Annotated in this window: 16 protein-coding genes; 12 read left to right on the top strand and 4 right to left on the bottom strand. The window is 64.1% G+C overall.

Annotated elements, in window-relative coordinates:
- Positions 1–4 precede the first annotated feature (4 nt).
- The gene (locus ACM42_RS14840) at positions 5–1,558 is read right to left on the bottom strand and encodes an ABC transporter substrate-binding protein (protein ID WP_271528619.1); all 1,554 of its coding nucleotides are present in this window, start codon (positions 1,556–1,558) and stop codon (positions 5–7) included.
- A 177-nt stretch (positions 1,559–1,735) separates the two neighbouring features.
- Here ACM42_RS14840 and ACM42_RS14835 point away from each other — a divergent pair, with 177 nt between their 5' ends.
- Positions 1,736–2,539 (top strand): IclR family transcriptional regulator, encoded by an 804-nt coding sequence (locus ACM42_RS14835; RefSeq protein WP_271528618.1) that lies wholly within the window; start codon positions 1,736–1,738, stop codon positions 2,537–2,539.
- A 275-nt stretch (positions 2,540–2,814) separates the two neighbouring features.
- Here the strand turns inward: ACM42_RS14835 and ACM42_RS14830 are convergent, their stop codons facing one another.
- Positions 2,815–4,554 (bottom strand): methyl-accepting chemotaxis protein, encoded by a 1,740-nt coding sequence (locus tag ACM42_RS14830; protein WP_271528617.1) that lies wholly within the window; start codon positions 4,552–4,554, stop codon positions 2,815–2,817.
- A gap of 226 nt (positions 4,555–4,780) precedes the next feature.
- Between ACM42_RS14830 and ACM42_RS14825 the strand changes: the two genes are divergently transcribed.
- The 4 genes from ACM42_RS14825 to ACM42_RS14810 all read left to right on the top strand — a co-directional run bounded on the left by ACM42_RS14825 (position 4,781) and on the right by ACM42_RS14810 (position 11,268).
- Positions 4,781–6,163, top strand: coding sequence for an ethanolamine ammonia-lyase subunit EutB (locus tag ACM42_RS14825; protein ID WP_271528616.1), 1,383 nt, complete (start codon positions 4,781–4,783; stop codon positions 6,161–6,163).
- 150 nt (positions 6,164–6,313) lie between these two features.
- Entirely contained in the window at positions 6,314–7,900 is a 1,587-nt protein-coding gene (locus tag ACM42_RS14820; RefSeq protein WP_271528615.1) for a B12-binding domain-containing radical SAM protein, read from the top strand.
- A gap of 6 nt (positions 7,901–7,906) precedes the next feature.
- Positions 7,907–8,692 carry an ethanolamine ammonia-lyase subunit EutC gene (eutC, locus tag ACM42_RS14815; protein ID WP_271528614.1) on the top strand — a complete coding sequence of 262 codons (786 nt, stop codon included), beginning with the start codon at positions 7,907–7,909 and terminating at the stop codon, positions 8,690–8,692.
- Between the two features lie 209 nt (positions 8,693–8,901).
- Positions 8,902–11,268 carry an efflux RND transporter permease subunit gene (locus tag ACM42_RS14810; RefSeq protein ID WP_271528613.1) on the top strand — a complete coding sequence of 789 codons (2,367 nt, stop codon included), beginning with the start codon at positions 8,902–8,904 and terminating at the stop codon, positions 11,266–11,268.
- Between the two features lie 228 nt (positions 11,269–11,496).
- Here the strand turns inward: ACM42_RS14810 and ACM42_RS14805 are convergent, their stop codons facing one another.
- Positions 11,497–11,994 carry a hypothetical protein gene (locus tag ACM42_RS14805; RefSeq protein WP_271528612.1) on the bottom strand — a complete coding sequence of 166 codons (498 nt, stop codon included), beginning with the start codon at positions 11,992–11,994 and terminating at the stop codon, positions 11,497–11,499.
- Between the two features lie 458 nt (positions 11,995–12,452).
- On the opposite strand from ACM42_RS14805, the gene ACM42_RS14800 reads away from it, so the two are divergent.
- From ACM42_RS14800 to ACM42_RS14775, 6 genes are all read left to right on the top strand, one after another.
- Positions 12,453–12,686 (top strand): hypothetical protein, encoded by a 234-nt coding sequence (locus ACM42_RS14800; RefSeq protein ID WP_271528611.1) that lies wholly within the window; start codon positions 12,453–12,455, stop codon positions 12,684–12,686.
- Positions 12,687–12,878: 192 nt separating this feature from the next.
- Positions 12,879–13,763: a squalene synthase HpnC gene (gene hpnC, locus ACM42_RS14795; protein WP_271528610.1), complete on the top strand. Its 885-nt coding sequence runs from the start codon at positions 12,879–12,881 to the stop codon at positions 13,761–13,763.
- Positions 13,753–14,592, top strand: coding sequence for a presqualene diphosphate synthase HpnD (hpnD, locus tag ACM42_RS14790; RefSeq protein WP_271528609.1), 840 nt, complete (start codon positions 13,753–13,755; stop codon positions 14,590–14,592). The genes hpnC and hpnD overlap by 11 nt, the downstream gene beginning before the upstream one ends.
- On the top strand, positions 14,592–15,848 hold the full coding sequence (gene hpnE, locus ACM42_RS14785; protein ID WP_271528608.1) for a hydroxysqualene dehydroxylase HpnE: 1,257 nt from the start codon (positions 14,592–14,594) through the stop codon (positions 15,846–15,848). The genes hpnD and hpnE overlap by 1 nt, the downstream gene beginning before the upstream one ends.
- 52 nt (positions 15,849–15,900) lie before the next feature.
- Complete coding sequence (shc, locus tag ACM42_RS14780; RefSeq protein WP_271528607.1) at positions 15,901–17,853, top strand: squalene--hopene cyclase; 1,953 nt, start codon at positions 15,901–15,903, stop codon at positions 17,851–17,853.
- Positions 17,850–18,599, top strand: a complete 750-nt coding sequence (locus ACM42_RS14775) for a phosphorylase (protein ID WP_271528606.1) — start codon at positions 17,850–17,852, stop codon at positions 18,597–18,599. Before shc ends, ACM42_RS14775 begins: the two co-directional genes overlap by 4 nt.
- Before the next feature lie 76 nt (positions 18,600–18,675).
- Here ACM42_RS14775 and ACM42_RS14770 read toward each other — a convergent pair whose 3' ends face one another.
- Positions 18,676–19,731 (bottom strand): hypothetical protein, encoded by a 1,056-nt coding sequence (locus ACM42_RS14770; protein WP_271528605.1) that lies wholly within the window; start codon positions 19,729–19,731, stop codon positions 18,676–18,678.
- Positions 19,732–20,111: 380 nt separating this feature from the next.
- Here ACM42_RS14770 and ACM42_RS14765 point away from each other — a divergent pair, with 380 nt between their 5' ends.
- Positions 20,112–20,405, top strand: coding sequence for an RHS repeat domain-containing protein (locus ACM42_RS14765; protein WP_271528604.1), 294 nt, complete (start codon positions 20,112–20,114; stop codon positions 20,403–20,405).
- Positions 20,406–20,473 lie beyond the last annotated feature (68 nt).

The following is a 20,473-nucleotide window of genomic DNA, read 5'->3' as shown; positions in this document are numbered from 1 at the left end:
TTCGTTACTTCCAGCTGGCCTGGGCGAAATGCGGAATCTCGTCCGAGGTGGGCGTGAAGTTGAGCTCTGAAGTGTAGGCGTAGGTGTAGGGATAGGACCACAGCGGCAGCCAGTAGGCCTGGTCGGCGATGCGGTGCAGGGCCTTGGAATAGGCCTCCTTGCGCACGGCTGGATCCGTCTGCGTGTCTCCGTTCGTCAGGTCGGCCTTCACCTCGGCGTCGTTGTAGGTGTCTTCTGCATCACCTTTGAAGAACACGCCTGTCGAAGCCGAGACGTCGCCGATCGAGTTCGAGCCCCAGGTCATGAAGGCCATCTGCGACTTGCCACTGCGGATCGCATCGCGGATCGCGGCGTATTTGCCGAAGTTCAGGTTCGTCTTGATGCCGACACGCGCCAGGTCGCTGACCATTGCTTCCGCCAACTCGCGGTCCCGATAGCCATCGAGCGTGACGGAAAAGCCGTTCGGGTAGCCTGCCGCCTTCAGCAGCTCCTTCGCCTTGGCCACGTCGAAGTCATAGCGCTTGATCGTCTGGTCGCAGCCGAACTGCTCGGGGAAGCAGGCGCTGTGAACGACGCGCGCGCCGCCGGCGATCAGGTTGTCGACGATGGCCTTGCGGTTGATCGCATAGGAAATCGCCTGGCGCACCTCGATCTTGTTGAGCGGGCTGGCGCCGGCCTTGCCGGCCGCGTCGAAGGTCAGATAGCCGATGCGCATCGTCTCGGCGTCCTTGACCGTTAGGTTCGGTGCGGAACGTAGGGCGTCGGATTGGTCTTTTTCGACTTTCCAGATCCAGTCGACGCCGCCGGTCATCAGTTCGGCGAGTTGGGTATTCTTGTCGGGTATCGTGCGCATCACGAGCTTGGCGATCTGCGGCTGGCCCTTGGGGCTTTCCTTCCAGTAGTGATCGTTACGCGCGAAGGATATGGACTGCCCCTTGACGATCTCGGTCACCTTGTAGGGGCCGGTGCCGATGGGATGCGCTTCCATGCCCTCCTGGCCGACCTTCTTGGTATATTCGTTCGGATAGATCGGCAGCGGGCTGGAGAGATATTCCAGCGCGGCCGGGAAGGGCTTCTTGAGGACCAGGCGAACCTGATAGTCGCCCAGCTTCTCGGCGTGGTCGATCCACGAGATGACCGACGCGTTCTTCAACTTGGCCTCGGGGCTGGAGAAGTAGTTGATCGTGAAGACGACGTCGTCGGCGTCGAACGGCTCGCCGTTCTGGAAGGTCACGCCCTTGCGCAGGTCGAGATCCAGGATGGTCGGATTGACCCATTTCCATGATGTCGCGAGCGCGGGTTTGTATTCGCCGTGGACGGGATCACGGTAGATCAAGGTGTCCCAGATCAATCGGCTGAGGATCAGGGCGTCACGGCTGGTGCTCTGGTAGAAATTGACTGCTTCGACCTCCTGATCCAGTGCAAAGGTCAAGGTGTTGTTGGCTTTGCCGGCCATGGCGGGCGATGGGCTGAGTGTTGCGGCACCGACGGCGAGCGCGAGGGCCACTCCGGACGCGAGAGGCGGCAGGCGCCGCGAAAGTCGGAGATCCTGAAGCATCCTGTCTGCCTTTCCGTTCGGTCATGCCACCACAAGTCCCGCGTATCGGGCTATTGTATCGGTAGGCGATATTTGATATCGTTATGGCGATACCAAAGCTTCCACATTTGCTGGAACGCGTCAAACATTTGTTGCAGTGCGCTACTTTGGGTCGCAAGCACGAGGCGGGAGGAATCAATGGGACGGCCGGCAGGGAGCAGGCAGGACGATAAGGGCGATGGTCTCTATGTCGCCGCCGTCGAGCGGGCGATGCGAGTCCTGGAAGTCGTGGCCGGTCGCATGGCGCCGATGAGTCTCAGCGAGATCGGCATTGCCACGGGCTTCGGCAAGAGTTCAGCGCAGCGGCTCACGCACACGCTGACGGCGCTCGGCTATCTGGAGAAGAATCCGGAGTCGCGGCGCTACCGCTTGACGGTGCGCGCCCTCGACCTGGCGCATGGCTTTCTCATCACCGACCCGCTGATCAACGACGGTTTGCTGCATCTGATCGATGCCAGCGAGCGTACCGGCGAGACATTCAACATGGGCAAGCTCGACGGCAGCGAGATCATCTACATCGCCCGCCTGCCGGCGCATCGCATGAACGTCGCCGCCGCACTGGTCGGACGGCGGCAACCTGCCTATTGCGCCTCTGGCGGGCGCGCCATCATGTCCCAGATGCCCGTGTCCGAGGTTGAATCGTTGCTGGACTCGCGGGCGCTGCATGCTCTTACGCCCATGACGATCACCGACCGGATGCGCATTCTGGAGATCATCGAACAGGCGCGCCTCGATGGTTTTTGCGTGTCCAACCAGGAAGTGCTGCTCGGCGAGATCGGCGTCGCCGCAGCGATCACGGACGAATGGGGGCGTCCATTGGGCGCAGTGCACAGCTCGGTCTCCACCGCGACATGGACGCTGGACGCAGTGCGCGAGAAGCTGGCGCCACAGGTCATGGAAGCCGCGCGCCTGATCTCACGTCCTCGCAAGGCGCTGGACTGACAGCGTTTGCCTTGAGCGGAGATCGGCAGGCCTGATCGCCGGGGCCAGGCCACGGAGGCGCGCGGGCCGGGAGAGTGCGAAGCGGCACGCCATCACCATGATGAGATCATGCCGGTGTTTTGCCCGACGAGTCAAATCGATTCGTAAAATCCGCAATCGTCAAACCCGGTCGCCAAGCCATTGATAAAGCTGCGCCCGTCTACTGTGCATGGGGTTGTTTTTCAGTTTTTCGTTTGGAGCGTGCCCACAGCCGCTTCGCGGGCGGGCACGCCCTGTCATCCCGCCCTGGCGAGGCGGCTGTCCGCCGACCCCGAGCGCAAGTTCTGGAAGAACTTCTCCACCTCGCGCGACAGCGTGTCCGCCGTCGCCGTCAGGCTGCTCGCCGCCGTCAGCACCGAGGATGCCGCCGTGTCGGTCTCGCCGATGGCATCGCGCAGCGAGGTGATGTTGGCCACGAGCGTCTCGTTGCCCTGCGCGGCCGATTGCGCGTTCGATGAGATCTCGCGCGTCGCGGCGTCCTGCTGACTGACGGCGCCGGCGATCGCCGAGGTGACCTCGTTGATCTCGCGGACCGCGCCGCCGATCTCGCGGACGGCATCGACGGCGTTGCGGGTCGAGGCCTGGATCATCGCGACGTTCTCGCTGATCTCGGCCGTGGCCTTGGCGGTCTGGCCCGCCAGCGCTTTCACCTCATGGGCGACGACGGCAAAGCCGCGGCCGGCATCGCCCGCGCGCGCGGCCTCGATGGTGGCGTTCAGCGCCAGCAGATTGGTCTGCTCGGCGATCGCCTGGATCAGGCTGAGCACGCCGTCGATGCGCTGCGTGGCCGCTGCGAGGCTCTCGATCTCGGAGATCGACTTCTCGGTGCGCTGGCCGGTCTGCTCGACTGCGCCGGCGCTCTGCCGCACCTGGCGGCCGATCTCCACCACCGAGGCCGACAGTTCTTCGGCCGCGCCCGCCACCGCCGTGACGTTGTGCGAGGCCTGCTCGGTGGCGTTCGCCGCCGTGCCGGCGCGGCTGTTCGCATCCGCGGTGACGCGGGTGATGGTCTGCGCGGTCTCGCGCATCACCGAGGCGTTGTCGCTGAGGCCGCGCATGATCGCGCCGATCGCCTCGCGAAATTGCTCGACGGATCGTTCGATGTGGCGGGCGCGCTCCTCGCGCGCGGCGGCGTCGTGCGACACTTGCGAGGCGAGGTTGCGGTTGCGGCCCATGGCGTCCTGGAACACCTGGATCGCGCGGGCCAGTGCGCCGATCTCGTCGGCGCGGTCGGAGTGCGGCACCACGACGTTTTCGGCGCCGTCGGCGACCTGCTTGATGGTGGCGGTGATAGAGGCGAGCGGCCGGGCGATCGAGCGGGCGATGATGACGATGCCGATCGCGACGAGAGCCAGCGCCATGCCGCCGAGGCAGGTCAGCACGAACGACAATTCGCGATTGGTCTCGGTCTGCTGCGCGATCTGCCTGGCGCGCTCGGCATAGACCTTGGACAGCGCCTCGAGGTCCTTGTTCAGCGCCGAGCGCACCGCGCGGTTGGCGTCGTTGTCGCCCCATTCGCGGCCCGCGGCTGCATTGATCTCGACGCCGCGGCGCACCAGCTCCTTGCGGAACTCGACGAACTGCTCGATGCGCTTCTTGAAGGTGGCAAACTGTTCGGCGTCGTCGGCCTTGACGATGGTCTCCCAACGCTTGACGACGTCGAGGATCTGCGCGTTGAACTTGAGCAGGCCCTCGCCGTATTTCTTCACCACGGCCGGCTCGGTCGACATGTAGACGCCGCGCGATTCCATCACCACCGCATAGACCAGCGAGTTGACGCGCTCGACGTTCAGCGCGGCGGCATTCGCCGTCTCGATCGCGCTGGTCAGGTCGGCGCTGCGGCGGCTGTTGTAGTCGGACAGCATCGCGATCGCGGCCGTGAGCAGCGCGAACAGCGCGAAGATCGCGTAGAGCTTGGTGGCAAGCGTGAAACGGCCTGCCAGCTTGGTGGCATTCCCAGATCGGTCTAATGTCATGGTGTGCAGGGGCCCGGAATGGCCTGAAGCGGCCGGTGAGCGGGGTCGTGTAGAATTGATGCAAAACTTTGCAGGAGGAAGGTGGACGCGGCGTTAACGCGCCGGTCGGCATGCTTCGTCTTTGGTCGAACGAAAGGTAAGATATTTCAGCGCCTTGATCCGAAGGAATAGTTTCAGGATAGTCCTCGAGTCGGCCGTTGGCTGACCAACCCCCGGAGAGGCCCCCGTGGTCTACCGTCACAGCATCGACGCCACGACCTACACCTTCCCTGATCTGCGAGACCTGCTCGCCAAGGCGACGCCGCCGCGCTCCGGCGACCGGCTGGCCGGAATTGCCGCCGCCAGCTCCGAGCAGATGATCGCGGCGCGGATGGCGCTCGCGGATGTGCCGCTCGGCCAATTCCTCCAGGAAGCCGTCATTCCCTATGAGACCGACGAGGTCACCCGCCTCGTCATCGACAGCCATGACGCCAGCGCCTTTGCGCCGGTGGCATCGCTCACCGTTGGGGCCTTCCGCGACTGGTTGCTGTCCGATGCCGCAACGCCCGAGATCCTGCGCAAGCTCGCGCCCGGCATCACGCCGGAGATGGCGGCCGCAGTGTCAAAGCTGATGCGCAACCAGGATCTGATCCTGGCGGCGCGGAAATGCGAGGTCACCACCGCTTTCCGCAATACCATCGGGCTGAAGGGGCGGATGAGCACGCGGCTCCAGCCGAACCATCCGTTCGACGATGCCAGGGGCATCACCGCCTCGATCCTTGACGGCATTTTGTTGGGGGCCGGCGATGCCTGCATCGGCATCAATCCTGCGAGTGACGATCCTGCCGTCATCGCCCAATTGCTGCGGCTGCTCGACGAGATCATCGCGCGATTGAAGATCCCGACGCAAGGTTGCGTCCTGACCCATGTCACGACGACGCTGTCGCTGATCGGGCAGGGCGTGCCGGTCGACCTCGTCTTCCAGTCGGTCGCCGGCACAGAGGCGGCCAACCGCAGTTTCGGCATCGATCTCGCGCTCCTGAAAGAGGCGCAGCAGGCCGGGCTGTCGCTGCGGCGGGGCACCATCGGGCAGAACGTGATGTATTTCGAGACCGGCCAGGGTTCGGCGCTGTCGGCGGGCGCCCATCACGGGGTCGACCAGCAGACCTGCGAGGCGCGCGCCTATGCGGTCGCCCGCGCTTTTGCCCCGCTGCTCGTCAACAGCGTTGTCGGCTTCATCGGCCCGGAATATCTCTATGACGGCAAGGAAATCATCCGGGCGGGACTGGAAGATCATTTCTGCGGCAAGCTGCTCGGCCTACCGCTCGGGGTCGACATCTGCTACACCAACCATGCCGAGGCGGACCAGGACGACATGGACAACCTCCTGACGCTGCTCGCCGCCGCCGGCGTCACCTTCATCATGGGCGTCCCCGGCGCCGACGACGTCATGCTGAACTACCAGTCGACGTCTTTTCACGACGCGCTCTATGTCCGCGACGTCTTCGGCTTGCGCCGCGCGCCGGAATTCGACGACTGGCTGGTGCGCTCGGGAATTACAGGCGCCGATTTCCGTCTGGCCGGCGATGCAGGCCTGCTGCCCGATTTTGCCTCGCGGCTGATCGCGTGAGGCGGCCGGCCAGCTCTCCATCCGGTGAAACCATCGGCGCTCCCCGGAATTATGCTTGTGCCACAATATTGAGAAATTCCGGCGACAGCATTACCCTGTGTCTGGCTGGCAATTTCCGCACTATCGGTCGAGCGTGGCGGGGGAGCTTTGATGCGAGCTGAAAGTAACGGAACGTCCCGGCGGATTCTCTGCGTGTTTCCGCGCTACACCTCGTCCTTCGGCACGTTCGAGCATTCCTATCCCCTGACCGACGGCGTCCGCGCCTTCATGCCGCCGCAGGGGCTGCTGCTGATCTCCGCCTACCTTCCGAAAGAGTGGCAGGTCAAATTCGTCGACGAGAACCTGCGCCGCACGACGAAGGAGGAATTCGAATGGGCGGAAGCGGTCTTCGTCAGCGGCATGCACATCCAGCGCCAGCAGATGAACGACATCTGCCGCCGTGCCCATGAATTCGATCTGCCGGTCGCGCTCGGCGGGCCCTCGGTCAGCGCCTGCCCGGACTATTATCCGTCCTTCGACTATCTGCATGTCGGCGAGCTCGGCGACGCTACCAACCAGCTGATCGAGATCCTGTCGCGGGACACCTCGCGTCCCGAGGCCCAGGTGGTGCTGACCACCAGGGACCGCGTGCCGATGACGGAGTTTCCGATCCCGGCCTACGAGCTCGCCGACGTGAAGAAATACTTCCTCGGCAGCATCCAATATTCCAGCGGCTGTCCCTATCAGTGCGAGTTCTGCGACATCCCCGGCCTCTACGGCCGCAATCCGCGCATCAAGTCGCCGCAGCAGATCATCGCCGAACTCGATCGCCTGCGCGAATGCGGCATGACCGACACGGTTTATTTCGTCGACGACAATTTCATCGGCAACCGCAAGGCGGCGCTGGACCTGTTGCCGCATCTGATCGAATGGCAGAAGCGGACCGGCTACGTGGTGCGTCTCGCCTGTGAGGCGACGCTCAACATCGCCAAGAGGCCCGAGATCCTCGAGAAGATGCGCGAGGCTTATTTCGTCACCATCTTCTGCGGCATCGAGACGCCCGACCCTGATGCGCTGAAGGCGATGCAGAAGGACCACAATATGATGGTCCCGATCCTGGAGGGCGTGCGCACCATCAACTCCTACGGCATGGAGGTCGTGTCCGGCATCATCATGGGACTAGATACCGACAAGCCGAACACCTCGGAAGCGCTACTCGCTTTCGTCGAGGAGTCCCGGATTCCGCTGCTCACCATCAACCTGCTCCAGGCGCTGCCGAAGACGCCGCTATGGGACCGTCTGGAGCGCGAGGGCCGCCTGGTCGACGACGACGGCCGCGATTCCAACGTCGACTTCCTGTTGCCTTATGACGAGGTCGTCGCATCCTGGAAGCATGCGATGGCGGTCGCCTACGCGCCCGAGAAGGTTTACGCGCGCTATCAGTATCAATGCGACAATGTTTACGCGCGCCGACTCAAGATGCCGGTGCCGGACGAGATGAAGACCTGGCCGAACATCCGGCGCGGCCTCGTCATGTTGCGCAACATATTCTGGAAGGTCGGCGTGCTCGGCGACTACAGGCGCGTGTTCTGGAAGTTCGCGCTGGGACGCATCAAGCGCGGCGACATCGAAGGCCTGATCGGCTGCACGCTGATCGCGCACCATCTCATCACCTTTGCGCGCGCGGCCTCCAGCGGCAAGCAGAACGCCTCGAACTATTCGATCCGCCTGCGCGAGGCCGCCGTTCCGGCCGAATGATGCGACATGTCTGATCCGGCTCCGCCGCGCAGACCGACCCTCGATTTGCGGGCGTTCACGCCCGCGCGCGTCGCGCTCGGGCGCAGCGGCGCGAGCCTGCCGACGAGGGCGCTGCTTGATTTCACGCTGGACCATGCCCGCGCGCGCGATGCCGTGCATGCCGCCTTCAATGTGCCGCGCCTGGTCGCCGATCTCGGCGCGCTTGGGCTTGCCGTGACCGAAGTGAGGAGCCGGGCGGCCGATCGCAGCGACTATCTGCGGCGGCCGGATCTGGGACGACAGCTTGAACCCGGCTCGGCGCAGCTTCTGGCACGAAGCGCCTCGGCGCCGTGCCAGCTCGCGATTGTGATCGGAGACGGCCTGTCCGCGGCGGCGGTTCACGCCCATGCGGCGGTCGTGGTGAGGCGCCTGGTGCCATTGCTTGCGCAAGGGAATGACGTCGCGATCGGCCATGTCGTTGTCGCATCGGGCGCGCGCGTCGCGCTCGGCGACGAGATCGGCGCCATTCTCGGTGCGCGCATGGTCGCGATGCTGATCGGCGAACGGCCCGGCCTGTCTGCGCCCGACAGTCTCGGCGCCTATCTGACCTTCGCACCGAAGCCCGGCCGTACCGACGCCGAACGCAATTGCGTGTCGAACATCCACCACGCCGGGTTGAGCTGCGACGAGGCCGCCTTCAAGATCGCTTGGCTCGTCCGTGAGGGGCTCGCGCGGGAGACCACCGGCGTGGCTCTGAAGGACGAGAGCGCGGACCGGGCGCCGCGCCAGATTGGCACAGCGTCGCCGGGATGATAGGCGGTCGGGACCCGAAATCGCCGCTTCTTGATCGATTCGGCCACGCTTCGCCTGCTTGCGAGAAGACCTGTTGACCTGCTAAACCCCTCGCGGCGATTTTCCGCGCATTTTCAAAGGGCAAGCCTCCCATTGGTATGGCGTTTTCAAGCCGTTCGCGGGGCGCAATAAGCTCTCAACACCGAGCCGATCTAGGAACTGGACAAGGCATGCTCGAAAAGCACAGCGAGAATGAGGTTCATGTCGACAAGGTCGAGCAGGGACCTGCGTCCTCGATCGCCTTCGGGCTGGAGCGCCTCGGGCTGATCGCCGTCCGGGCGCCGATCGTCTCCTGCATCGTCCTGCTGGCGCTGATCGTCGGCGCCGTGTTCGGCATCCACCGGATCAAGATCGACGATTCGCTGTCGCAGCTCTTCCGTTCCGACACCCGCGAATTCAAGCAGTATGAAGAGGTGACGAAGAAGTTCCCGGCCGAGGAGTTCGACGTCCTCGTCGTGGTCGAGGGCAAGACCCTGCTGGAGCGCAGCAACCTCGAGAAGCTGCGCGATTTCGTCACCGACCTGCAACTGGTCGATGGCACGCGCGGACTGGTCTCGCTGTTCTCGGCGCGTCAGGCGCCGGCCCCGGGCAAGCTGCCGGCGGCACTTTTCCCGGCTGAGCTCCCCGAGGGCGCCGCCTATGACAAGTTCATCGAGACCGTCAAGAACAACGAGATCATCCGCGGCAAGCTGCTGTCGGAGGACGGCACGCTGGCGCTGATCGTGCTCTCGCTCGATCCTGAGGTGGTCGGCTCCAACAAGCTGACCAAGACCGTCGGCGACATCCGCGCGCTGATGAAGGAGGACCTCGGCGACACCGGGCTCAACGTGCAGCTCTCCGGCGTTCCGGTGATGCAGCTCGAGATCCGCAACGCGGTCGAGCGCGACGGGCTGACCTACAACATCCTCGGCATTCTCGCCGGCTGCATCATCGCCATCATCTTCTTCCGCAAGATCTCGTTCATGGTCGCGGCGGCATTCCCGCCGATGATCGCGATCCTGCTGGCGCTCGGCGCGCTCGGCTGGGCCAATTTCAACCTCAACATGTTCCTGAACGTGATGACGCCGCTCATCATGGTCATCAGCTTCTCGGACTCGATGCAGCTCACCTTCGCCGCGCGCGACCGGCTGATCGCAGGACAGGACAAGTTCACCGCGTTCAAGAACGCGGTGCTGGTGGTGGGACCCGCCTGCGTGCTGACGCACGGCACGGCCGGCATTTCCTTCATCGCGCTGCAATTCTCCGACTCCGACCTGATCCGCAAGTTCGGCGAGGCCGGGCTCGCCGCCACCATCATCGCGCTGGTCGCGGTGCTGTCGCTGGTGCCGGTGTTTGGCGTGCTGCTCGTGCGCAACGAGAAGGTGTTCGCCGTCAAGTTCCAGAGCGCAGATGCCGGCGTCCAGGCCTTGCGCAATTTCTGCTACTGGATTGCGGTGCGCATGGTCGGCCGTCCCGGCCTGTTCAGCCTGATCGCAGTGCTGTTCGTTGGCGGCCTTGGCGTCATCTATGGCAATCTGGAGCCGCGCTACCGGCTCGCCGACCAGGTGCCGGACAAGCGCCAGGCGGTCGCCGCCAGCGACCGGCTCGACGCCAAGCTGACCGGCGCCAACCCGGTCAACGTGCTGATCGCATTCCCCAAGGGCGAAACGCTCTATTCGCCGGAGACGCTCCAGACCATCGCCGACGTGCATGCGACCGTGGAGAAGTCGGCCGGTGTCGGCAACGTCTGGTCGCTGGAGACGCTGCGCCGCTGGCTGGCCGAGAAGGCGGGCAGCGCCGACGTCGCGACGTTGAAGGAATATGTCAACGTCATCCCCGAGCATCTGGTGCGGCGGTTCATCGATGCCGAGCAGGATGCCGTCTTGGTCGCCGGCCGCGTACCGGACAAGGATTCCAGCCAGCTCCTGCCGATCGTCGACAAGCTCGACCACGAGCTCGACGCCGTCCGCAAGAAGCATCCCGGCTACGAGATTGCGGTGACGGGTCTTGCCGCCATCGCTGCGCGCAACTCGGCCAACATGATCGAGAAGTTGAACCACGGCCTTACCGTCGAATTCGCGCTGGTCGCGATCTTCATCGGCCTCGCCTTCCGCTCCTGGGTGGTGATGTTCGCCTGCATCCTGCCGGGCATCTTCCCGGTGGTGATGTCGGGAACGGTGCTGTGGGCGATGGGCGAGGGCCTGCAATTCGCCAGCGTCGTCGCGCTCACCGTCTCGTTCGGCCTGGGCTTGAGCGCGACCATCCACTTCCTCAATCGCTTGAGGCTCGAGAGCAAGCCGGGCGTCGGCTCGGCGCTTGCGGTGGAACGGGCGACGGTGCTGGTCGGTCCGGCGCTGATCCTGACGACGGTGGTGCTGGCCTGCGGCCTCGTCGTCACCGTGTTCTCGGACCTGCCGTCGCTGCGGCTGTTCGGCTGGCTCAGCGCCTTCTCGATGGTCATGGCCCTCGTCGCCGACCTCTTCATCCTGCGACCGACGGCGATGTGGCTGATCAATCTGCACGCCAGGCTTCAGGGCCCCGACAAGCCCGCGATCTGAGCGGTTTGTCCATCGGACATGCAGCGGCGCGGTCTGGACGACCGCGCCGGAGTTTTGGCCGAGGATGCGCTATGCGGCACGATAGATCGATCGTGGAGCTTCAGCAGAAGCGGGGCGGCGATTGCGCCGCCTCCGGCGCAGCCTTGAAGGCCTCCAAATGGCCGAGTCAGCAAAGAGCCCCCGGATCGCGAGAGCCGGAGGCTGTATCCTTTCGCAGCGGGAAGGGCGTCAGCCCTTCGTCATCGTGATGTTGACGCCGCGGATCTCGCCCTTGGAGCTGATCTGCACCGTCTGCTTGCTGCCGTTGGTGCGCAGCGAGAGGTTGGCGGCAAAGCCGTTGGCCTCGACGAACACGTCGATCTGGCCGCCGCCGGCGGTGCCCTGCAGATTGCCGAAGATGTTGCGGCTGGACTCGCTCCAATTGCCGGAGATGCGCTCGCCCTGGCTCGTCACGTCGCTGGTGAGGTTGAACTTGTAGCTGTCGGACGCGCAGTGCAGCGCCTGCTTCAGGTTGAGGCCGCTGCCGCCCACCTTGTAGTCCGCCTTGCAGCGAATGCGCTCGGTGGAGCCGTCGGACAACGACACCGTGCCGGTGCCGGTCCACGCGCCGTCGAAACCGGCAAACGGTCCGGACGACTGAGCATGGCTCGCCGGAACCGAGAAGAGCAGCGCCGCCCCGATGCCGGCCGCCTTGATTGCCAATCCAGATCGCCCAAAGAATTTCATCGCAAATATCCCGTTTTGGAACGACGTTCGCTTACCCATTGAGAACGTCTCGCCACATCGAAAGTTTAGTGCTTCGAGCCAGGGTCAGGTTCAAAGCCTGGCCGCCAGAGATGGCGGGTCACGACGCCTCGCGCCAGGCTTGATCCCCCGATTTGCCATGTTTCGGCATGTTTCCGGCGGGAAAGGCAAGCCGGACAGATGCAGCGCTGCAACAGGTATGCAGTAAAACGCAGATCTTCTGAATTATGACGTAGTATCAACCTCTTACATCTGCGAATGAAGGCGCAGGGAAGACCTGATTCGGCGCGTGCGGTGCCAATTTGGCCGCATTTGCCGGTGCTTGTGCCTTCTCTGGGCCGCCACTCCTGCGGCGACTTGCCATCAGAACAATCCGCTCCGGTCGTTCGCCCTGTGCAGCCGGGTCCGGTACGATTCTGCCGTCAGAATGAAGGAATACAATGCGTAATCTTCTCGTCGCTCTTACCCTGCTGTCGGCATCCCTTTCGACGGCGGCGTTCGCTCAGCAAGGGCGTGGCACGGACGCCGAGCAGAAGGCCTGCACGCGCGACGTGCAGAAGTTCTGCCGTCCGGTCATCGATCAGGGCGATTTCACGATCCTGGCCTGCCTCAAGGAGAACCGGACCAAGATCTCGCAGGCCTGCGACCAGGTCCTGAAGAACCACAGCCAGTAAGCTCGGCCACTGGCCCACAAAGGCGGCCCGTGGGCCGCCTTTCCGGGCCCGATCCGCAAGGGGCAGCCATCGAGAGACAGGATTGGTTTTGCGGCCGTATTCCCCTATATGGGGGCCGCGGCGGCATCGCCGGCACGGGCCCGCGCGAGCGAAAAAGCCCCTCCTGTCCAAACGATTGTAAACCAGCCCTCGATGACCTCTGCGAGCGAATTGCGATCCGGCAAGGGTGACCGCGACGAGAATTTTCCCGTCGCGTCCTGGATCATTCATCCGCGTCATCGCGCCCTGATCCTGGCCTACTACAATTTCGTCCGCACCGCCGACGACATCGCCGACCACGCGACGCTGCCGCCCGACCAGAAGCTTAGCTATCTCGACCTGCTCGAGGCGGAACTGCTCGGCAAGGGCGACACCCAGGCCGAAGCCGTCACCCTGCGCCGCGCGCTGGCCGAGCGCGGCATGGCCCCGCGCCATGCGCTCGACGTGCTCATCGCCTTCCGCATGGACGTGACCAAGCTGCGCTATGAGAATTGGGACGAGGTCATCCATTATTGCCGTTACTCGGCGATGCCCGTCGGCCGCTTCATGCTCGACGTCCACGGCGAGAGCACCTCGACCTGGGCCGCATCGGACGCGCTCTGCGCGGCGCTCCAGATCAACAATCACCTGCAGGATTGCGGCAAGGATTTCCGCGAGCTCAACCGCGTCTATCTGCCGCGCGATGCGCTGGCCGCGAGCGGCGCCTCGGTCGAGCAGCTCGGGCTTGCGCAGTCACCGCCGGCGATGCTGGCCTGCCTTCAGGCGCTTGCCGCGCGCAATGAAGCGCTGCTCAAGCAGAGCAAGTCGCTGAGCGCGGAGGTGAGGGATTTTCGCCTCGGCGTCGACATTTCGGTGATCCAGGCCTATGCCGACCGCATCGTGCGCCTCTTGAAGGTGCGCGATCCCCTGCGCGAGCGCGTGCATCTGAACAAGTTCGAGCTGCTCGCCCTCAGCCTCGCCGGGATGATCGGCGAAGTCGGCCGCCGCGCGATCGGACGCAAGGCCATTTCCAGACCGGGGACTGCACATGACGCTTGAGGCGACCACGCCCGGCGCCAATTACGGCTCGGCCGCATCCGGCAGCTCGTTCTATGCCGCGATGCGCATCCTGCCGCGTGACCAGCGCGAAGCGATGTTCCAGATCTACAGCTTCTGCCGCCAGGTCGACGACATCGCCGATTCCGACGGCCCGCGGGAGGAGCGGCTCGCCGCACTTCAGCAATGGCGCAACGACATCGATGCGCTCTATCAGGGCCATCCGCCGCCGCGGCTGAAGGACTACGTCGCCTCGGTGAAGGCCTTCGGGCTCAAGCGCGAGGACTTCCTCGCCATCGTCGACGGCATGGAAATGGATGTGCCGCAGGACATCCGCGCGCCCGACATGGCGACGCTGGATCTCTACTGCGACCGTGTCGCCAGCGCCGTGGGGCGGCTGTCGGTGCGGGTGTTCGGCATGCCCGAGGAAGACGGCATCCTGCTCGCGCACCATCTCGGCCGCGCGCTGCAGCTCACCAACATCCTGCGCGACATCGACGAGGATGCGGGCCTCGGACGGCTGTATCTGCCGCGCGAGGCGCTGCTGCATGCCGGCATCACCTCCACTGATCCGGACCGCGTGATCGCCGAGCGCGCGCTCCCGAAGGTCTGCCTGCCGCTGGCGCAGCGTGCGAAGGTGCATTTCGAGAAGTCGGACGAGATCATGAACCGCAACAAGCGTCGCGCGGTGCGCGCGCCGCGGATCATGTCGAAATACTATCATTCCATTCTGGACCTGCTGATCGCGCGCGGCTTCACCGCGCCGCGCGAGCCGGTGCGTGTGTCGAAGATCACACGCATCCTGATCCTGCTCCGTTACGCTTTCATCTGATGCAAAAGACAGCTCACATCATCGGTGCTGGAATTTCCGGCCTCTCCGCCGCTGTGCGGCTCGCCAATGCCGGCTTCAAGGTGGCCGTGCACGAGGCGACGCACCAGGCCGGCGGCCGCTGCCGTTCCTATTTCGACGGCGCCACCAATCTCACCATCGACAACGGCAATCATCTGCTGCTGTCGGGCAACAGCCATGCGCGCGCCTATGCGCGCGCGATCGGTACCGAGGCGGGTCTCGTCGGCCCCGAGAGCGCGCAGTTTCCGTTCGTCGATATCAAGACCGGGCAGCGCTGGCAGATCGATCTCGGCGATGGCCGGTGGCCGACCTGGGTGCTCGACGAGAGCCGCCGCGTTCCCGACACCGGCCTCACCGATTATCTGAAGCTGGCGCCGCTGATCTGGGCGTCGGAGGAGACGCTGGTCGGCAAGTCCATTCCTTGCGAAGGCATCCTCTACCAGCGTCTGGTGCAGCCGTTGCTGCTCGCGGCGCTCAACGTCGATCCGCCCGAGGGCTCGGCGGGGCTCGCGGGCGCGATCGTGCGCGAGACGCTGCTCGCGGGCGGGCAGGCCTGCCGTCCCTTGATCGCGCGCGACGGTCTCAGCGCGGTGCTGATCGAGCCTGCCGTGAAGTTCTTGCAGGAGCGCGGCCACGCGGTCCAGCTCGGCCATGAGCTGCGAGCGTTTGCGACCAGCGACGGCAAGGTCGGCGCACTGAATTTCGGCGGCGAGGATGTGATCCAGATCGGTGAGGGCGATGTCGTCGTGATGGCGGTGCCGCCGCGCGCGGCAACGAGCCTGTTGCCGGGACTGAAGGCGCCGACCGAATTCCGCGCCATCGTGAACGCGCATTTCCGCTTCGAGCCACCGCCGGGCTCGGCGCCGATCCTCGGCGTGATCGGCGGCGTGGTCGAATGGCTGTTCGCGTTCCCGAACCGGCTTTCCGTCACCATCAGCAATGGCGATCGGCTGGTCGACATGCCGCGCGAGGAGCTCGCGCAGGCGATCTGGAACGACGTCTGCAAGGCGGGCGGTGTCTCCGGCGAGCTGCCCCCCTGGCAGATCGTGCGCGAGCGCCGCGCCACCTTTGCCGCCACACCGGCCCAGAATGCCCTGCGTCCAGGGCCGGTCACTGCGCTGAAAAACCTGTTCCTTGCCGGCGACTGGACTGCTACGGGATTGCCAGCAACCATTGAGGGATCGGTCCGGTCCGGCGATCGCGCTGCCGATCTGGTTCTGGCCGCACAGCGGCCCTGACGGGCAGATGTCCCTGTCAAATTTCAATCGACTATCGGAGCAATCGAGCAACATGGATTCCGTGAACGCGACCAGCCGCGAGACCCTGGAATCGAGCATTGCGTCGGCGAGGGAAGGCGTCCTCGGCTTCCAGCAACCCGACGGTCATTGGGTGTTCGAGCTCGAGGCCGACTGCACGATTCCGGCCGAGTACGTCCTGCTGCGCCACTATCTCGCAGAGCCCGTTGACACGGTGCTCGAAGCCAAGATCGGCAATTACCTGCGTCGCGTGCAGGGAGCCCATGGCGGCTGGCCGCTGGTGCACGACGGCGAGTTCGACATGAGCGCCAGCGTGAAGGCTTACTTCGCGCTCAAGATGATCGGCGACTCCGTCGATGCGCCGCACATGGTGCGCGCGCGCGAGGCGATCCATGCCCGAGGCGGTGCGATCAACAGCAACGTCTTCACGCGCTTCCTGCTGGCGACGTTCGGCGTCGTGACCTGGCGCGCGGTGCCGGTGCTGCCGATCGAGATCGTGCTGCTGCCGTTCTGGTCGCCGTTCCACCTCAACAAGATTTCTTACTGGGCGCGCACCACCATGGTGCCGCTGATGGTGATCGCCGCGCTGAAGCCGCGCGCGAAGAATCCGAAGGGCGTCGGCATCGACGAGCTGTTTCTCCAGGATCCGCGCTCGATCGGCATGACCGCGAAGGCGCCGCACCAGAGCATGGCCTGGTTCCTGCTGTTCCGCTCGCTCGATGCGATCTTGCGCGTGATCGAGCCGCTGTTTCCGAAGCGCCTGCGCAAGCGCGCGATCGATGCCGCGCTCGCTTTCATCGAGGAGCGGCTCAACGGCGAGGACGGCATGGGCGCGATCTATCCGCCGATGGCCAACATTGTCATGATGTATGACGCGCTCGGCAAGGACGAGAACTACCCGCCGCGCGCGATCACGCGGCGGGGCATCGACAAGCTGCTCGTGATCAACGACGACGAGGCCTATTGCCAGCCCTGCGTCTCGCCGGTGTGGGATACGACCCTGACCGCCCACGCGCTGCTGGAGGCGGGCGATGCGCAAGCCGTGCCGGCCGCCAAGCGTGGCCTCGACTGGCTGATTCCCAAGCAGGAGCTCGAGGTGAAGGGCGATTGGGCCGTGAAGCGGCCCGACGTGCGTCCGGGCGGCTGGGCCTTCCAGTACAACAACGCCCATTACCCTGACCTCGACGACACCGCGGTCGTGGTGATGTCGATGGACCGCATGCGCCGGGAGCACGGCGTCGCCGGCTATGACACTGCGATCGCCCGTGGCCGCGAATGGATCGAGGGCATGCAGAGCGACGACGGCGGCTGGGCCGCCTTCGACGTCAACAATCTCGAATATTACCTGAACAACATCCCGTTCTCGGACCATGGCGCGCTGCTCGATCCGCCGACCGAGGACGTCACCGCGCGCTGCATCTCGATGCTGGCGCAGCTCGGCGAAACCGCGACAACCAGCAAGCACGTGGCCGCCGGCGTCGCTTACCTCAGGAAGACCCAGCACCCGGAAGGGTCCTGGTACGGCCGCTGGGGCATGAACTTCATCTACGGAACCTGGTCGGTTCTGTGCGCTCTCAACATGGCCGGCGTCGACCACAAGGATCCCATGATCCGGAAAGCCGCCGCCTGGCTGGCCTCGATCCAGAACGAGGACGGCGGTTGGGGCGAGGACGCCGTCAGCTACCGGCTGGACTACCGGGGATGGGAGGCCGCCCCCTCGACGGCCTCGCAAACGGCATGGGCCTTGCTTGCCCTGATGGCGGCAGGCGAGGTTGATCACCCGGCCGTCGCCCGCGGGGTGGAGTACCTGATTGCAACACAGAACGAAAAAGGACTGTGGGACGAGCAGCGGTACACCGCCACAGGCTTCCCCCGTGTATTCTATCTACGTTATCATGGTTACCCGAAGTTCTTTCCGCTGTGGGCGTTGGCGCGGTATCGGAACTTGCGGAACACCAACAGCAGGGTGGTAGGGGTCGGAATGTGACTTTGGGGACGGGGGACTATTTCACCGCGGGTAATACCATCGACCCGCGGCCAATACTGATCGTGACCGGACTGGTTCAGGAGGCCCGCATTGCGGCCGGGCCCGGAATGGCGGTCATCTGTTCATCCAGCAGCCCGACCCAGTTGCGGGCGCTGCTGACAGTGGTGGATCCCGAGACGATTCGCGGCGTGATCTCGTTCGGCGTGGCCGGCGGGCTCGACCCGACGCTGCGGTCCGGCGACGTCGTGCTGGCGACCGAGGTGCTGTCCGGCGATACCCGCTGGGCCGCCGGCCTGTCGCTCGGCGACGACCTGATCGAGCGCCTGACCTCGGGCCGGCGCCGTGTGGTGCGCGGCAGCCTCGCCGGCGCCGAGGAAGTGGTCACCGGGCGGTCCTGCAAGGCGGCGCTGCATTCGGAGACGGGGGCGTTCGCCGTCGACATGGAGAGCCACATCGCGGCCGCCTACGCCGCCGAGGCCGGGCTGCCCTTTGCCGCGGTCCGCGTCATCAGCGACCCCGCCCACCGCGCCCTGCCGGCGCTCGCCCGCGCCGCCATCAAGCCGAACGGCCAGATCGATCTCGCCGCCGTGCTGCGCGGCATCGTCCGCAACCCGACCACGCTGCATGCGCTGGTCTCGACCGGCATCGACTTCAACCGCGCACTGCGCTCCCTGCGCGGCTGCCGCGACTATCTGATCGGGACCGAGCTGATCGAGAGCGAGGAGCTGGTGTCGAAGGCGGCCTGAGCGGGCTGTTCGAGCTGACGAAGTAAAAGGCCCGGTCGCCATTGGCGGACCGGGCTTTTTGTTCGAAGGATCTGAGTTAATGCACGGACAACGACATGCCGTAGATCGGGATGTTCTTGGCGTTGAATGTCTTGATGCGTGCGGCGAAGACCGTGCCGGCGAAGCACGTAGTATCTGCCGTTTCCGCCACGTAATGATTTGACTGCGCATGCGTTGAGACGGAGGACAGCGTAGCCGTCGCCCAATGTGCACCGTTGTCGCAGGTCACTTCGGCCGTCAAATCGGTGTTGAGGGTGGGGAACGCCGAATTATCGTACTCCATTAGGACGCGTGCATTGCTAAGGGCACCATCTGCTGTTTGCGCTGACGTCACGAGCGTCATGGGGTTGGCAGGGATCCCTGTAAAAAATGAAAGCTCGCCCAACCAGGCATTGCCGCTGGCGGTTCCGGACGCATACATAATCCGCCAGTAGCGGTGCGCTCCGGCACTGGCGATGTCCTTGACAGTCAGCTGTGCCGTGCCGGCATTCACAGTGATCGTGTCCGCCGTTGTCATTCCGGCGGTCAGGCTGGTGTCACTGTACTGAATATTGAAGACAGCCGTGTTCGAAAATCCTGAAGACGGAGCAGTAATCACGCGGACCCGACGAATCTCCTTTGGCGTTCCGAAGTCATAGGCCGCATGCGTATTTGTCGTAAGACCATTGCCGTCAGCCGCCGGCGTCGCGTCGTTGCCATCATAGAGTTGGGCTTGGGCCGCGCCACCGCTGGCGAACGTGAACGACGTGTCTACCGTGGAAGGTGCCTGCACAACGAAGGAAGAGCTGGGCGCAACGTTTCCGACTGCCGAATTTAAAGTGTAGTTCGTTGAGTTAGCTGAATCAATTCCGTCGCCGGCCTTATAGCCATCCGCGAAGGCGTTGATCACTCTGCGGTAGCCTCCGTACGTCTTCGACAGATAGATGCGGTCCAGCAACGCATTCTGCCGAGCAGTGTCGCCGTTTACGCAGCCGACCAGCGCATTGAAGTTGGCCATAACCTGCGTTGCGTCGGCATTAGTCCCGTTTGCCAGATTGTTGGGTATCGAGCAATTCTGCGCAACGGCGTTGCCGCCAAAGGTCATCGCAAGCAACAAAGCGCACCACGTTCTCCGGATCATCTGAATTCCCTATCAGTTGCATCTTGCTTCGATGCGTATATCAGCATAACGATAGGTTCGCCATAAGGATGTTTCAAAGACACATTGCAGTTTTAAATTGTCATGCGTTCTGATGGGATGGTGCGCTCGGTGAGAAGATCGACAGGAGAACGAGCGCATTGTCCTGCAGCCCAGCGCAATCGCCTGTTCGAACGACAAGCAACATAGCAGCCTAAAGATGTATCATTTCAATCTACAGTTTTTGATTGTCAATCGGCTCTTGCGCGATATAGGCTCGCTTTGATCGCTGCGAGTGTCAGTCAAGCGCCATCCTTGCTGGGGTTTGTGACCAGCGTGCGAACGAGGGTATGTTCATGCAATTTCCATCGATCCGTCTTGCGCGTTTTGCTCCGGGCATCTTGGCTATGGGACTATCGCTAACGGCGATTCATCCCGGGCAAGCGGCGAACGGGTCGGTTGCGTATACATACGATGCATTGGGTCGTGTCACGACCGCGAGCTACGATACCGGCGTCTGCATCATCTACACGTATGACGCCAATGGGAATCGGCTTTCGGAAACGATCAATGTGACGGCCGCAGGTGCTACGGGCGTCTGGGGATGTTTCAACTGGAATGCCAGCGGCGGGGCGAAGTGGGGATTGTAGGAATGCGCCGCGGACGGCCGCGGCCGCTTGTGGAGGCGTCCCGGAGAAAAACGTGCATATGTCAGGGC

The organism is Bradyrhizobium sp. CCBAU 25338 (assembly GCF_028128965.1).
GTDB lineage: Bacteria > Pseudomonadota > Alphaproteobacteria > Rhizobiales > Xanthobacteraceae > Bradyrhizobium > Bradyrhizobium liaoningense.
Note: the sequence above shows the minus strand (reverse complement) of the source record. Positions and strands in the feature narration are given on the sequence as shown.